We start from the raw sequence: 14560 nt of genomic DNA on the forward strand, positions 1-14560 counted from the left end.
TACTCGATGGGACGGAGATTCAGGCGCGCCGTGCGGCCCGGACCGAGCGACCGGGTAGGGTCTGACGCCGTGCGCGGCAATCCTCGTCCCCGTACCGTGACCGGATTCCGGCTCGGTGACCTGGCCGCCCGGCTCGCCGTGGCGTCCCCTACCAGTGCCGACCCGATGGTGACCGGGGTGACCCACGCCAGCGGCGAGGTCCGACCCGGCGACCTGTACGCGGCCCTGCCGGGGGCCCGACGGCACGGTGCGGAGTTCGCCGGTGCGGCGGCGAGTGCCGGGGCCGTCGCGATGCTCACCGATCCGGTCGGTGCCGAGCTGGCCGCCGACAGCGGGTTACCGCCCCTGGTCGTCGCCGACCCCCGTACGGTGCTCGGCACGCTCGCCTCGGCCGTCTACGGTGACCCGACGGCGGGGCTGACCGTGATCGGGGTGACCGGCACCGCAGGCAAGACGTCCACCGCGTACCTGGTCGAGTCGGGGTTGCGTGCCGCCGGCCACGTCACCGGCCTCATCGGCACCGTGGAGACCCGCCTGGGCGACCTGGTGATCGACAGCGTCCGGACCACTCCGGAAGCGACCGACCTGCACGCCATGCTGGCCGCTGCCCGGGAGCGTGGCGTGACAGCGGTGGTCATGGAGGTTTCCAGCCATGCCCTGGCGATGGGCCGGGTCGGTGGGGTGCGGTTCACCGTCGGCGGCTGGACCAATTTCGGCTCCGACCACCTGGACTTCCACGCCGACGCCGAGGACTACTTCGCCGCGAAGGCCCGCCTGTTCGACGGCCGGTGCGCCGTCGAGGTGCTCAACCAGGACGATCCGGCGTTGAAGTCGCTGTTCACGCCCGCGACGGTCGGTTTCTCCGCGGCCGGGGACCCGGCTGCCACCTGGTGGGCGGACGAGACGACCGGCGAGGGGTACGCGCAACGGTTCACCGCTCACGGGCCGGCCGGGTCGGTGCTGGCCGCCCGGGTGGCACTGCCTGGCCGGCACAACGTGTCGAACGCCCTGCTGGCCATCGCCAGCCTGGTCGCTGCCGGGGTCGACCCGGCGACCGCTGCCGAGGGAGTGGCCGCCTGTGGCGGTGTGCCCGGTCGGCTGGAGTCGGTCGGTGTGGCCGGTGGGGTACGCGGGGTGGTCGACTACGCGCACAAGACCGACGCCGTGGTGGCCGCGCTGGCGGCGCTGCGGGAACTCAGCACCGGCCGGCTGATCTGTGTCATCGGGGCTGGCGGCGATCGGGACCGGGGCAAGCGGCCGGCGATGGGTGCCGCTGCCGCTGCCGGCGCCGACGTGGTGGTGGTGACCGACGACAACCCCCGCAGCGAGGATCCGGCGGCGATCCGGGCCGAGGTGCTTGCCGGTGCCCGCCGTGACGGCGCACCGGCGCAGGTCATCGAGATCGGTGGTCGCCGCGCGGCGATCGGCGAGGCGGTGCGGCTGGCAACTCCCGGTGACGTCGTGGCTCTGCTCGGCAAGGGGCACGAGCGGGGCCAGGAGATCGCCGGTGCGGTTCACCCGTTCGACGACCGGACCGAGCTCGTCGAGGCGCTGCGGGGCCGCTTCGGAAATCTGGAGGGCCAGTGATCACGCTCAGTCTGGCCGGGGTTGCCTCGGCGGTCGACGGTCGACTGGTCGCCGCCGACCCCGCCGGGCAGGTCACCGGCAGCGTGGAGTTCGACTCACGCAAGGTCACCCCCGGCGGGCTCTTCGTCGCCTTCGACGGCGAGCAGGTGGACGGCCACGACTTCGCCGCCGCGGCGGTGTCGTCCGGTGCGGTGGCGGTCATGGGTACCCGGGAGGTGCCCGGGGTGCCGATGGTCGTCGTCGCCGACGCGCTGACCGCGATGGGTCGGCTGGCCCGTGCGGTGGTGGACCGGTTGTCCGGGCTCACCGTGATCGGGTTGACCGGCTCCTCCGGCAAGACGACCACCAAGGATCTGATCGCCCAGCTGACCGCCAGGCTCGGTGAGACGGTGGCACCGCCCGGGTCGTTCAACAACGAGCTCGGGCACCCGTACACGGCGTTGCAGGCCGGACCGACCACCCGCTACCTGGTGCTGGAGAAGGGCGCGCGGGGCATCGGTCACGTGCGGTATCTCTGCGAGGTGGCGCCGCCACGCATCTCCGTGGTGCTCAACGTCGGGGTGTCGCACATCGGCGAGTTCGGGTCGCAGGCGAACATCGCACTGGCCAAGGGTGAGCTGGTCGAGGCGCTGCCGGCCGACGGACTGGCGGTGCTCAACGCCGATGACCCGTTGGTGGACGCCATGGCCGCCCGAACGGTGGCCCGGGTGATCCGCTTCGGTGAGTCGGCGCAGGCCGACGTACGGGCCGTGGACGTGACGCTCGACGAGCGGGGGCGGCCCGCGTACACCCTCGTCACGCCGGAGGGCAGCGCGCCGGTGCGGCTCGGGCTCACCGGTCGGCACCAGGTGGGGAACAGTCTGGCCGCGGCTGCGGTGGCCCGGGAGTTGGGAATGCCGCTGGCCGAACTGGCCGTGGCGTTGGGTGCGCTCGGGTTGGTCTCGACCCGTCGGATGGACGTCTTCGAACGGACCGACGGGGTGACCGTGATCGACGACTCGTACAACGCCAATCCGGCGTCGATGGCGGTGGCGCTACGGGCGCTGGGCGGCATCGGTGCGGGACGGCGTACCGTCGCGGTGCTCGGCTACATGGCCGAGCTGGGGGAGTTCGAGGAGCAGGGACACGCCGAGATTGGTCGGCTCGCCGCCGACCTGGGCGTGGACCGGCTGCTCGTGGTCGGCGAGGCGGCGGCGCCGATCCACCACGGGGCGACATCGGTAGGTGACTGGGGAGGAGAGTCGGTGCTGCTCACCGATCAGGCGGCGGCCGTCGAGGTGCTGCGCAGCGAGCTACGGCCGGGCGACGTCGTCCTGGTGAAGGGCTCCCGGTACCGGACCTGGGAGGTGGCCGACGCGCTGCGCGTCGACGCCGTCGGGAACGGCACGGGTACGTCGGCGTCGGCCGGAGGGGGCGCCGCGTGAGGGCGGTAATCGTGGCCATCGGGGTGGCCTTCCTCGTTTCGCTGTTTTGTACCCCGATCGCGATCCGGGTCTTCACCCGGCTGAAGGCTGGTCAGCCCATCCGGGCCGAGGGCCCACAGATGCACCAGGGCAAGAAGGGCACGCCGACGATGGGCGGCGTGGTGTTCATCCTGGCCACCGTCATCGCGTACGTGGCCGGTCACCTCGCCCTGACCACGCTGCCAGATGCGCAGATCGCCCAGGTCGAGCCGACCATCACGGCGCTGGTGCTGTTGGGGCTGATGGTGTTCTGCGGTGCGGTCGGCTTCATCGACGATTTCTTGAAGGTACGCAAGCGGCACAGCGGTGGCCTGAGCGCCCGGGGCAAGCTGCTCGGGCAGATCCTGGTCGGTGCGGTGTTCGGGGTGATCGCGCTCTGGTTCCCGTCGACCATGACCGATGCCGGCGGGGTGGTGACCAACACCGAGACGGTCGGCAGCACCACGCTCAGCTTCATCCGGGACATCCCGGCGTTGGACGTCACCAAGATCGGCGCGGTGGTCATCTTCATCTTCGTGGTGATGGCGGCGACGAACGGCGTCAACCTCACCGACGGTCTCGACGGGCTGGCCACCGGTGCCTCGGTGATGGTGCTCGGCGCGTACGCGGTGATCGCCTTTTGGCAGTACCGCCACTGGTGTGCCGACCCGGCGTACACCGCCAACCCGGACAACTACTGCTACACCGTTCGTGATCCTCTGGAGATCGCGTTGATCGCCGGGGCGGCGGCCGGGGCCTGCGTCGGCTTCCTGTGGTGGAACACCTCACCGGCCCGGATCTTCATGGGCGACACGGGAGCGCTCGGGCTGGGCGGGTTGATCGCCGGTATGGCGATGTCGACCCGTACCATCCTGCTCCTGCTGATCATCGGTGGCCTGTTCGTGATCATCACGATGTCGGTGGTGATCCAGATCATCTCCTTCAAGACCACCGGCAAGCGGGTGTTCCGGATGTCGCCGTTGCAGCACCACTTCGAGTTGGCCGGCTGGAGCGAGGTCAACATCGTGGTCCGCTTCTGGATCATCGCCGGCATCGGCGTCGCCATCGCCCTCGGCCTGTTCTACAGCGACTTCCTGGCCAACATGGGCTGATCCGCCCGCCGCGGGCGGGTCAGGCGCCGGCTCGGACAGCACCTGACCGACCCGGACGTCCTGACCGCCGTGACCCGGGGGTGTCGGTGGCGCAGCGAAGGGTGGTCGACGCAAGTGCGACACGCCGACCGGGGCGTACCGCCCCGGTCGGGTGCCGGCAGCGGAGATGATGACCCTGTGGGGCAGGCGCGAGGAAGTGACGTGACAGTGGGTCGGGCCCCGGCCGGTGGCCCTGCGGCGCCCGCCGACGCCGAGTCCACGTGGCGGGGGCTCGACGCGGTGGGGTCGTTAGCCGCGCTGCGGGGCCTGCTGTCCCGGCCGCTCGCCTCCTACCACCTGCTGCTGGCCAGCGCCGGACTGCTGCTGTTGATCGGGCTGACGATGGTCTTCTCGGCAACAAGTGTGCGGGATTACGCCGAGGGCGGGAACGCCTCGGCGTCGCTGACCAAGCAGGCGATCTTCGCGGTTGTCGGCGTCGTCGCCTTCTGGGCCTGCCAGCGTCTGCCGGGGAGCACCTACCGGGCCCTGGGACGCCCGATCCTGGCGGTCGCGGTGGGGCTGCTGGTGCTGCTGAACCTGCTCGGGGCGTACGGACGCCTGACGAATGGCGACGCGAAGATCGGCCCGCTGGAGGCCGACCTGCTCTGGTTGTACATCGGCGGAGTCAGCTTGCAGCCCTCCGAGTTGGCGAAGTTCGCGCTGGTGCTCTGGGGCGCGCACGTGCTGGCCCGCAAAGGCGCGGCGCTGGGCTGGTGGCGGGAGTTGGCCACCCCACTGTTCCCGGTCGTGGGGCTGCTCTTCGTCCTGGTCGGCTACAACGACCTGGGCAGCATGCTCTGCCTGCTGGCCCTGGTCGTGGGGTTGCTCTGGGCGGCCGGGGTCCGGCTGCGGGTCTTCGCCGCGCTCAGCGCGATCGGGCTGCTCGGCATCGGTCTGCTGGTCGCGGTGGCCTCCCTCGGTGCCGGTTCCGGTGTACGCGGCGAGGAGAACTACCGCCTGGCCAGGCTCACCGTCTTCATCGACCCACCGCCGCTCGACGCCTGCAAGGACACGCTCTGCTACCAGATGGTCCAGGCCCGTTACGCCATCGTCAACGGTGGCTGGTTCGGTACCGGCTTGGGTCAGGGGCGGACCAAGTGGGCCTGGTTGCCGGCTGCGGAGAACGACTTCATCTTCGCGGTGATCGCCGAGGAACTGGGCGTGGTCGGCTGTGCCGTGATCGTCACCCTGTTCGCGGTGCTCGGCTACACCGGCCTGCGTATCGCCCGCCGGCTCGACGACCCGTTCCGCCGACTGGCGGCGGCCGGCGCCACCGCCTGGCTCGTCGGTCAGGCGTTCATCAACATCGGCGGGGTGATCGGGCTGCTGCCGCTGACCGGCGTACCACTGCCCTTCATCTCCGACGGCGGTAGCGCCCTGGTGGTCACCCTCGCGGCGGTCGGCATGCTTGCCTCGTTCGCCCGCGCGGAACCGGATGCGGCCCGGGCTCTGCATGCCCGTCCGCCGGCCCGATGGGTCCGACTAGTGTGGGCACCGTTGCCGCCGCTTCCCGGCCGGCGTCGCGCGGCGCCGCCGCCGACCGCCCGGGGTCCCGTGCCCCGGGCACGCAAGCGGCGCAAGGACGACCAGGCCGCATCGCGTGGTGCCCGGGACGGCCGGGGCCGCGGCGGGGCGGCGAAGGAGAGGAGACGTTGATGGGTCCGCTGCGTTCGGTGGTGCTCGCAGGCGGCGGCACCGGGGGGCACATCTACCCGTTGCTGGCCTTTGCCGACTGCCTGCGCCGGCACGACCCCGGCGTCCGGGTTACCTGCCTCGGCACACCGAAGGGCCTGGAGAACGAGCTGATTCCGCCGGCCGGCTACGACCTGCGCAACATTCCGGCCTACCAGTTGCCCCGGTCGATAAACATGAACCTCGTCCGTACCCCGGGCCGGATGTGGACCGCGGCCCGCGCGGCGGGCAAGGTCATCGACGAGGTACGCGCCGACGTGGTGGTCGGCTTCGGTGGGTACGTCTCGGTGCCGGCCTATTTGGCTGCCTGGCGGCGGGAGATGCCGATCGTGATCCACGAGGTGAACGTGCCCCCGGGGGTGGCCAACCGGCTGGGAATGAAGTTCACCAAGCATGTGGCTGTCGGGTTCCCGCACCAGCCGGCGCAGGCGGAGTCGCTTCGCGACGCCCGGGTGGTGGGCGTGCCGTTGCGCCGCAGCATCGCCGGGCTGGACCGGGTGGCGATGCGCACCGCCGCGCGGGCCCACTTCGGGCTGCGTCCGGATCTGCCGGTGCTCTTCGTCGCGGGTGGCTCCCAGGGCGCCCGGTCGATCAACCTCGCGGTGGCCGGAGCGGCCAAGGAACTCGCCCGTAACGGCATCCAGGTGCTGCACGTCATCGGTGCCCGCAACGAACCGGTGTCCGTCCCGACCGACCTGCCCGTGCCGTACGTGACCCTGCCGTACCTGTCCGACATGGACGCCGGGTACGCGGCAGCGGACCTGATGCTCGGCCGGGGCGGGGCGATGACCTGCGCCGAGGTGGCGGCGATCGGTCTACCCACCGTCTACGTGCCGTACCCGCACAGCAACCAGGAGCAGAAACGCAACGCGTCGCCGGTGGTCGAGGCCGGTGGCGGTCTGCTCGTCGACGATGCGGAGATGACGCCGGACTGGCTCGAACGTACGGTGATCCCGCTGATCCGCGATCCGCAGCGGTTGCAGGCGATGGGCACCGCTGCAGCCGCCTACGGGCGGCGTGACGGCGACGAGGCGCTGCTCAGCTTCGTCCACGAGGCGGTGGTCCGGTGAGTGCGAGGAGTGAGCCGGTGTTGCGAGCCCCGCAGTCGCGAGCGGTGGGTGGCTTGGTGAGTGCGAGGAGTGAGCCGGTGTTGCGAGCCCCGCAGTCGCGAGCGGTGGGTGGCTTGGTGAGTGCGAGGAGTGAGCCGGTGTTGCGAGCCCCGCAGTCGCGAGTGAAGGGTCGGTCCCGATGACGACGTTCAGTCCGGCGGGTACGGTGACCGCCGAGGATCTCGGCCACATCCACCTGATCGGCGTTGGCGGCGTCGGGATGAGTGGGCTGGCACGGCTCTTCCTGACCCGGGGCCTGCCGGTCTCCGGCAGCGAGTTGCGGGAGTGGCCGTCGCTGGCCGGTCTGCGGGCACTCGGCGGAACGATCCACATGACTCATGAGACGGCCAACCTGGACGGCGTCGACACGGTCGTCTATTCCTCGGCGATTCCTGCCGACCATCTGGAGATGGTCGAGGCACGTCGTCGCGGGTTGCGGGTGCTGCACCGCTCGGAGGCTCTCGCGGCAGCGATGACGGGTCGACGCACCGTGGCGGTCGCCGGTACCCATGGCAAGACCACCACCACCTCGATGGTCACCATGGTGCTTCAGCAGGCCGGGGCCGATCCGTCCTTCGTGATCGGTGGGGAGATCTCCGAGGTCGGTTCAGGGGCGCACCACGGCACCGGTGAGCATTTCGTGGTCGAGGCCGACGAGAGTGATCGTTCCTTCCTCATCTACCGTCCGTTCGTCTCGATCGTCACGAACATCGAGGCGGACCACCTGAACACCTACGGCGACCTGGCCACTCTGGAGGCCGCTTTCGCCGAGTTCGCCCGACTGACCGATCCGGACGGCTTCGTCATCACCTGCGCCGACGATGCGGGTGGCCGGCGGCTGGCAGCGACGCTGCGAGCTGAGGGACGCCGGGTGTACACCTACGGGGAGGCCGAGGACGCTGACCTGCGGCTGACCGAGATGGTCTCCTCGGCGCGGGGAGTGCGTTACCTCGCCCATGTCGACGGTCGCGCGTTGGGCGAGTTCCGGTTGCCGGTACCGGGCCGGCACATGGGGCTCAACAGCGCTTCGGCGGTGCTGGCGGCGTACCTGCTGGAGTTGCCGTTGACGGCGGCGGAGGCCGCGCTCGCGGCGTTTCCGGGCGTGCGTCGCCGCTTCGAGCGTAAGGGCGACGTCGACGGGGTGCTGGTCTACGACGAGTACGCCTACCACCCGACTTCGATGACGCTGGCGCTGCGGACGTTGCGTGAGGTGGCCGGTGACGGCCGGCTGATCGCCGTTTTTCAGCCCTACCGGCTCTACCGCACCCGGGATCTGCTGGCGGAGATCGCCGAGGCGTTGGCGATCGCCGACGAGCTGGTGCTGCTCGAGGTCTTCGGTCCGGGCGAGGAGCGTGCCCCGGGCGAGGGCTCGTCGGCCCTGGTCGAGGCGGTGTCGCTGCCCGTGGAACGGAAGGTCTTCGTCGACACGTGGGAGGCGGCGCCGGCAGAGGTGGCCCGCCGGGCCCGGCCGGGCGACGTGGTGGTCACGATGGGCGCCCCGCCGATCTCGCTGATGGGTGACGAACTGCTCGCCGCGTTGGCGGCACGGACCGCCGGAGCGCCGGGTCTGCCGGGCACTGTTGCCGGTGGGCAGCTCGGCGGGCCGACGAGTGTCGGGGGCAGTGTTCCCGGAGCCGTCGGTGTGGACGGTGCGGCGCCGGTCGCGGAATGAGTCCCGGTCCGGCCCGGGGCCGCGGCACCGGTGTGGACGGTGGTGCGGGGCGACGCCCGGTACGTAGGTGGCAGCTGGTGCGTGCCGGCAGCGATGCGGTGCCTGCCTCTACCCGCCGGTTCATGGCCCGGGCCCGACGTCGCCGGATGCGTGCGGCGTTGCCCTGGGCGGTGACTGGTGGAGTGCTCGTGGTGGCCGCTCTGGTGGCATGGATGCTGCTGGGCACCGGCCTGTTCGGGGTACGTGAGGTGCGTGTGGAGGGTGCCGAACTGGTGACGGCGGTGCAGGTGCGGGACGCGGCGGAGGTGCCCGACGGTGCCCCGCTCGCCCGGGTCGACCTGGCGGCGTTGGCCCGCCGGATCGGTGCCTTGCCGCCGGTGGAACGGGTCACCGTCACCCGGGACTGGCCGGATACGTTGGTGGTTCGGCTGACCGAGCGTACGGGTGTGGCGGTGGTGCCGCGGGGGGAGCAGTTTGCGGTGGTTGACGCCGCCGGGGTGGTGTTCCGGACGATTCCGCAGCGTCTGGATGGTTTGCCGCTGGTCCGGCTGGACGCTCCTGGCCCGGACGATCCGGACACAATGGCCGGTCTCGAGGTGCTCGGCGTGCTCACCCCGGAGCTGCTCGACCAGCTGGTCGAGGTGAATGTCGACGGGTTGGCGCGGATCAGCCTGAGGCTGTACGACAACCGCACGGTTTTCTGGGGTGACGCGACCCGTGGCGCGGACAAGGCGCGGGTGGCCACCGCGTTGCTGGACCAGGACGCTTCCCGGATCGACGTGAGCGCGCCGGACGTGGTCACCTTCCGATGAGCGACCGGTCAGTGGTGAGCCGTCCCGCTACACCGGCGACACGCCGTAGAGGTCCTTGGCTCATCGCTCGGCTGCGCTTACGTTGCCCCGAAGAGGATCAGTGGTTGACATAACCCTAACCCTCTAGTAGAGGGTTAGGGTTTACCTCTCGGCCTCGGTGGTGGTAGCTGCGTCGACCGTCGGTCCGGCCAGGCCAGCCGGTCGGGGAGTAGCCGATCTCGAAGGAAAGGACCGGAGATGACACCTCCGCACAACTATCTGGCGGTCATCAAGGTCGTCGGCATCGGGGGCGGCGGCGTCAACGCCGTCAACCGGATGATCGAGGTTGGGCTCAAGGGCGTCGAGTTCATCGCGATCAACACGGACGCCCAGGCACTGTTGATGAGCGACGCCGACGTCAAGCTCGACGTGGGTCGTGAGCTGACCCGCGGGTTGGGCGCCGGCGCCAACCCGGACGTTGGCAAGAATGCCGCCGAGGACCATCGCGACGAGATCGAGGAGGTCCTCAAGGGCGCCGACATGGTCTTCGTGACCTGCGGCGAAGGTGGTGGTACCGGCACCGGTGGCGCGCCTGTGGTGGCGAACATCGCCCGCAAGCTCGGCGCACTGACCATCGGTGTGGTCACCCGCCCGTTCTCCTTCGAGGGCAAGCGCCGCCAGGTGCAGGCCGAGGCCGGCATCGACGAGCTGCGCAACCAGTGTGACACGCTGATCGTCATTCCCAACGACCGGCTGCTGGCTCTCGGCGACCGCAACATCAGCATGATGGACGCGTTCCGGACGGCGGACCAGGTGCTGCTCTCCGGTGTCCAGGGCATCACCGACCTGATCACCACGCCGGGTCTGATCAACCTGGACTTCGCCGACGTCAAGAGCGTGATGAGCGGCGCGGGAAGTGCGCTGATGGGCATCGGCAGCGCCCGCGGCGAGAACCGTGCGGTCGAGGCTGCCGAGGCTGCCATCTCCAGCCCGTTGCTGGAGCAGAGCATGGATGGCGCCCGTGGTGTGCTGCTCTCCATCGCCGGCGGCTCGGATCTCGGTCTGTTCGAGATCAACGACGCGGCGCAACTGGTCACCGACGCGGCCCACCCGGACGCCAACATCATCTTCGGTGCGGTCATCGACGATGCGCTCGGCGACGAGGTGCGGGTCACCGTGATCGCGGCGGGCTTCGACGGTGGTACCCCGGCGTACAAGGCGGCGGAGCCGGCCCGTAAGACCAACCAGAACCAGCCCGCGCAGCCGAGTACGCCGATCCTGCCACCGCCGGCCGCTCCGGTCGCTCCGCAGTCACCGCGTCGGGTGCTCTTCGACGACGTGGACGTGCCCGACTTCCTGAAGAACGGGTCCTGAACACCGCCGATGACCGACAGCCGAACCCCGCAGACAACTGACCGGCGCGTGGAGATCGCCGCCGGGCTTGCCCGCGTACGCTCCCGTATCGCCGACGCCTGCGCCGCTGCAGGCCGGAACCGGGCCGAGGTGACCATGATCGCGGTCACCAAGACCTATCCGGCGGCCGACGTGGTGACGTTGGTCGGTTTGGGCGTGACCGATGTCGGCGAGAACCGCGATCAGGAGGCGGCGGCCAAGGCGGAGCAGGTCGCCGCCGCCGGAGTCGTTCCGCGCTGGCATTTCGTCGGCCGGTTGCAGCGCAACAAGGTCAGGTCGGTGCTGCGGTACGCCGACGTGGTGCAGTCCGTCGACAGCGTTCGGTTGGCGTCCGCCCTGGACTCGGGCGTCACCTCCGTCGGCCGAGGTCGGCCGCTGGACGTGTTGGTGCAGGTCAGCATCGACGGAGACGTGGCACGGGGTGGTGCTGTGCCGGACTCGACCGACCTGGACGTCGGCCTGGGCCCCGTCACGGAGGCGGTCGCCGGCGCCGGTGGGCTGCGGCTGGCCGGCCTGATGGCGGTGGCGCCGCTGGGTTGGGAGCCCGAGCGTGCTTTCGCCCGCTTGGCCACTGTCGCGGCACAGGTGCGGATGGACCATCCGCAGGCGACCGAGCTGTCCGCCGGTATGAGTGGCGACCTGGAGGCGGCGATCGGGCACGGTGCGACACATGTCCGCGTCGGCAGCGCGTTGCTCGGAAAGCGTCCCACGCTGCGGTAGCCTGGCCGCGAGGGAAGCAAATTACATAAGTGTTGTTTGTGGGAACGGTCCTCCTCCTGGCGACGGGGGCGTGACGTGCAACGCGAATTGCGCGTCAGGAGATTGCCGTTCCGGTCCGGTGGGCAGGGATGGTCCATACGCGACAGGCGACACGGCGGGGGCGTGTGCCGCACGGCGGACGGGAAGGGCGCGGGGATGGGTGCACTGCGCAAGGCGGGGGTCTGGCTCGGACTGGTCGAAGAGGACGACGAGCGGGCCTACGACGACGGTGGCTACGACAAGGGTGGCTACCGGGAGTCGCGGTACCGGCAGAGCCGGTACGCCGAGGAGTTCGCCGACGAGGACGACGAGCCGGAGGAGCCGCCGGCGCCCCGCCCGCGCCTGGGCGAGCGTGGTCGGCTCAGCGAGCGGACAGGTCGGCTCGGTGAGGCGGAGCGGCTGGAGTCCGAGCGCCCGGAGCGTGCCGAGCGGTCCAGCGTCCGGTCGATCACCCGGTCCTCCGGTGAGCCGTCCGGCGCCCTGACGTACCACAGCCGGGACAACCTCGCCCTCGCGCCGCAGGTGCCATCGCGGGAGCGTGCGTTGGTGCCGGAGGAGGAGCAGCGTTACCAGATCACCACGCTGCACCCGACCACCTACCGCGAGGCGCGCACGATCGGCGAGCACTTTCGCGACGGGGTGCCGGTGATCATCAACCTCACCGAGATGGACGAGGCGGATGCCCGCCGTCTGGTGGACTTCGCCGCCGGACTGGCGTTCGGCCTGCGCGGTACGATCGAGCGTGTGACCAACCGGGTGTTCCTGCTCTCACCGGCCAATGTCCAGGTCACCGCGGAGGACAAGGCCAAGATCGCTGAGGGCGGGTTTTTCAGCCTGAGTTGACCCGCCCGACCAGAGGGACGCCGCCTGCCGTGTTGTCGATCTTGTTACAGGTCCTCTACCTGACCACGTATGTCTTCCTGATCGTTCTTCTGGCCCGTTTCGTACTCAGCGCGGTGTTGCAGTACGGCCGACGCTGGCAGCCCGGTCGGGGAGCTTCAGCCGGACTGGAATCCGTGTGGAGCGTCACTGATCCCCCGCTCCGGGCGTTGAGGCGTGTGATCCCTCCGCTGCGAATTGGTACCGTGAGCATCGACCTGGCCTCCCTTGTGCTCCTGGTTATCCTGTTCGTGCTGATGAGGTTTGTGTTAGAGCCGGCGATCATCAGGACCGCCTGATGACCGACGCGCTATCGCGGCCGCAACTGACCCGAGGAGTTTCGATGCCGCTGACCCCGGCCGACGTCCACAACGTCGCCTTCAAGAAGCCGCCGATCGGCAAGCGGGGCTATGACGAGGAGGAGGTCGACGCCTTCCTGGACGAGGTCGAGCGCGAACTCGCCCGTCTGATCGAGGAGAACAACGAACTGCGTGCCCAGGTGGAGCGCGGTGGGCGGGGTTCCGCCCCGGCCGGTCCCGGAGGCGACGCCCGTCTCGCCGCCGAGCTCAACGACGTCAAGGCCCAGCTCGACCGGGTGCAGCGCGACAAGGCCGCCGCAGAGCAGGCCGCCCGCGCCATGCAGGCCGAGTTGGAGCAGGTCCGAGCCGTCGGAGTCGGTGGCGCGGCGCCCGGCGGTGACGGTGAGCAGCAGGCCCTGCGGGTGCTCATGATGGCCCAGCGCACCGCCGACGATCACGTCTCCGACGCCCGCCGCGAGGCCGACCAGCTGCTCTCCGAGGCCCGCTCCAAGGCCGAGGAGGTCACCCGCGAGGCCCGCGCCAAGGCCGACGCACTGGAGCGCGACGCCCGGCAGCGGCACCAGGAAGCCATGGGTGGCCTGGACGCCAAGCGCACTGCGTTGCAGAAGCACATCGAGGAGCTCAAGCAGTTCGAGCGGGAGTACCGCACCCGGCTCAAGGCGTACCTGGAGAGTCAGCTGCGTGACCTCGACGGCCGTGGTCAGGGCCTCGAGGCCGAGATGACTCGCGGAGAGGGCAGTCGAGCCGCCGGCAACGGGCTCGCTGCGGCCGGTCTCGCCGGGTCTTACGGTGGAGGACGCTCCGGCGCGCTGGAGGCAGGTCGCTGAACCGGGTTGGTGGCTGCCGCCAGCGCGGCGATCACCACCCTGCCTCATCGGTACGACACGACGGGGGTGAGCAATGATCGTTGTCAGTCTCGCGCTCATCCTCGTCGCAGTGGTTCTGCTGATCTTCGGCCTGGCCGGTGGCTCCAGCCTACTGCTCGTGGTATCGATCGGGGCCAGTCTGCTGGCTGCCGTGGCACTGGTCGCGGGCGCCCGCCAGGCGGCCGGTCGGACCTCGTCTGCCAGCGGCACTCCGGACGGCCAGGGGCGACTCGTCGGCGACAGGCGTGAGCCAGGCATCCCGACCCAGCAGAACCCGGCGGACGTGGACAGAGGCGACGCCGGGTGGCGGCAACCACCCGGCTCCCAGGTGGCCGGCACCGGCGATCCGTCGGGCGTCGCCTATGGGTACGATGACGAGCCCGCAGCCGAGGACACCAGCGCTGAGCAGGTGATCCTGGTGGCCCGCCTGACGGATGAGGTGCGGGTCGTCGACGGTCGCCCGCGGTACCACCTCGACGAGTGCCCGCACCTGGTCGGCCGTGAGCACGAGCCGGTTCCGGTCGGGGAGGCGGTCGAACTCGGCTTCACACCCTGCGCGCACTGCACGCCGGCCACCGTACTGCTCGCGCAGGCCGAGCGCCGTTGAGTCAGGTCTGACGAACGAGGTGCTCTTCCTTGTTGCGCCGTACGGGCCGCAACTGGTCGGTCGGCTGAACGGGCTGCGTGACGGCGCCGAACCGCCGGGGTCAGTGGCGGTGGTCTGCTAGCGTTCCCCTTGCCCCAAATGGCAGTTATCGGGGCGGATCGGACGTTGCGGTGCGGCACATTGTCGGACGCCTTTACGTTCCGTATCCTTGCCAACCTCCGGAGTACGCGGCCTGTCGCCGCGTGCCCGTTTCGTACCTGGGGCGGCCGATG

Annotated in this window: 13 protein-coding genes; all 13 read left to right on the plus strand. The window is 70.3% G+C overall.

Translation table 11 applies throughout. From position 1 onward, the window contains the following. The first annotated feature begins 30 nt into the window (after positions 1-30). The 13 genes from HCA58_RS03635 (at position 31) to HCA58_RS03695 (ending at position 14288) form a co-directional block, all read left to right on the plus strand. Positions 31-1587: a UDP-N-acetylmuramoyl-L-alanyl-D-glutamate--2,6-diaminopimelate ligase gene (locus HCA58_RS03635; protein WP_169596308.1), complete on the plus strand. Its 1557-nt coding sequence runs from the start codon at positions 31-33 to the stop codon at positions 1585-1587. Further along, positions 1584-3011 carry a UDP-N-acetylmuramoyl-tripeptide--D-alanyl-D-alanine ligase gene (murF, locus tag HCA58_RS03640; protein WP_169596309.1) on the plus strand — a complete coding sequence of 476 codons (1428 nt, stop codon included), beginning with the start codon at positions 1584-1586 and terminating at the stop codon, positions 3009-3011. Before HCA58_RS03635 ends, murF begins: the two co-directional genes overlap by 4 nt. Further along, complete coding sequence (gene mraY, locus HCA58_RS03645) at positions 3008-4141, plus strand: phospho-N-acetylmuramoyl-pentapeptide-transferase (protein WP_169596310.1); 1134 nt, start codon at positions 3008-3010, stop codon at positions 4139-4141. Before murF ends, mraY begins: the two co-directional genes overlap by 4 nt. A 279-nt stretch (positions 4142-4420) precedes the next feature. Beyond that, on the plus strand, positions 4421-5836 hold the full coding sequence (locus HCA58_RS03650) for a putative peptidoglycan glycosyltransferase FtsW (protein ID WP_346775872.1): 1416 nt from the start codon (positions 4421-4423) through the stop codon (positions 5834-5836). After that, complete coding sequence (gene murG / locus HCA58_RS03655) at positions 5836-6942, plus strand: undecaprenyldiphospho-muramoylpentapeptide beta-N-acetylglucosaminyltransferase (protein WP_169596312.1); 1107 nt, start codon at positions 5836-5838, stop codon at positions 6940-6942. Before HCA58_RS03650 ends, murG begins: the two co-directional genes overlap by 1 nt. A gap of 178 nt (positions 6943-7120) precedes the next feature. After that, complete coding sequence (murC, locus tag HCA58_RS03660) at positions 7121-8653, plus strand: UDP-N-acetylmuramate--L-alanine ligase (protein WP_169596313.1); 1533 nt, start codon at positions 7121-7123, stop codon at positions 8651-8653. A gap of 32 nt (positions 8654-8685) precedes the next feature. Next, positions 8686-9465 carry an FtsQ-type POTRA domain-containing protein gene (locus tag HCA58_RS03665; protein WP_346775873.1) on the plus strand — a complete coding sequence of 260 codons (780 nt, stop codon included), beginning with the start codon at positions 8686-8688 and terminating at the stop codon, positions 9463-9465. 237 nt (positions 9466-9702) lie between these two features. Then, positions 9703-10818, plus strand: a complete 1116-nt coding sequence (gene ftsZ, locus HCA58_RS03670) for a cell division protein FtsZ (RefSeq protein WP_169596315.1) — start codon at positions 9703-9705, stop codon at positions 10816-10818. 9 nt (positions 10819-10827) lie between these two features. Then, positions 10828-11577: a YggS family pyridoxal phosphate-dependent enzyme gene (locus HCA58_RS03675; protein WP_169596316.1), complete on the plus strand. Its 750-nt coding sequence runs from the start codon at positions 10828-10830 to the stop codon at positions 11575-11577. Between the two features lie 195 nt (positions 11578-11772). Further along, on the plus strand, positions 11773-12459 hold the full coding sequence (gene sepF / locus HCA58_RS03680; RefSeq protein ID WP_169596317.1) for a cell division protein SepF: 687 nt from the start codon (positions 11773-11775) through the stop codon (positions 12457-12459). A gap of 29 nt (positions 12460-12488) precedes the next feature. Continuing rightward, a complete protein-coding gene (locus HCA58_RS03685; protein WP_093401140.1) occupies positions 12489-12794 on the plus strand; it encodes a YggT family protein in 306 nt (101 codons plus the stop codon). Positions 12795-12838: 44 nt separating this feature from the next. Then, the gene (locus HCA58_RS03690) at positions 12839-13642 is read left to right on the plus strand and encodes a DivIVA domain-containing protein (protein ID WP_169596318.1); all 804 of its coding nucleotides are present in this window, start codon (positions 12839-12841) and stop codon (positions 13640-13642) included. A 73-nt stretch (positions 13643-13715) separates the two neighbouring features. After that, entirely contained in the window at positions 13716-14288 is a 573-nt protein-coding gene (locus HCA58_RS03695; protein WP_169596319.1) for a hypothetical protein, read from the plus strand. The last annotated feature ends 272 nt before the right edge of the window (positions 14289-14560 follow it).

This window comes from Micromonospora sp. HNM0581 (assembly GCF_012726175.1).
Classification (GTDB): Bacteria; Actinomycetota; Actinomycetes; order Mycobacteriales; family Micromonosporaceae; genus Micromonospora.

Excerpts from the sequence above, each read along its gene's own strand:
- murC (WP_169596313.1), top strand. The coding sequence starts at position 7,121 with ATGACGACGTTCAGTCCGGCGGGTACGGTGACCGCCGAGGATCTCGGC.
- ftsZ (WP_169596315.1), top strand. The coding sequence starts at position 9,703 with ATGACACCTCCGCACAACTATCTGGCGGTCATCAAGGTCGTCGGCATC.
- HCA58_RS03690 (WP_169596318.1), top strand. The coding sequence starts at position 12,839 with ATGCCGCTGACCCCGGCCGACGTCCACAACGTCGCCTTCAAGAAGCCG.
- sepF (WP_169596317.1), top strand. The coding sequence starts at position 11,773 with ATGGGTGCACTGCGCAAGGCGGGGGTCTGGCTCGGACTGGTCGAAGAG.
- HCA58_RS03675 (WP_169596316.1), top strand. The coding sequence starts at position 10,828 with ATGACCGACAGCCGAACCCCGCAGACAACTGACCGGCGCGTGGAGATC.
- HCA58_RS03695 (WP_169596319.1), top strand. The coding sequence starts at position 13,716 with ATGATCGTTGTCAGTCTCGCGCTCATCCTCGTCGCAGTGGTTCTGCTG.
- murG (WP_169596312.1), top strand. The coding sequence starts at position 5,836 with ATGGGTCCGCTGCGTTCGGTGGTGCTCGCAGGCGGCGGCACCGGGGGG.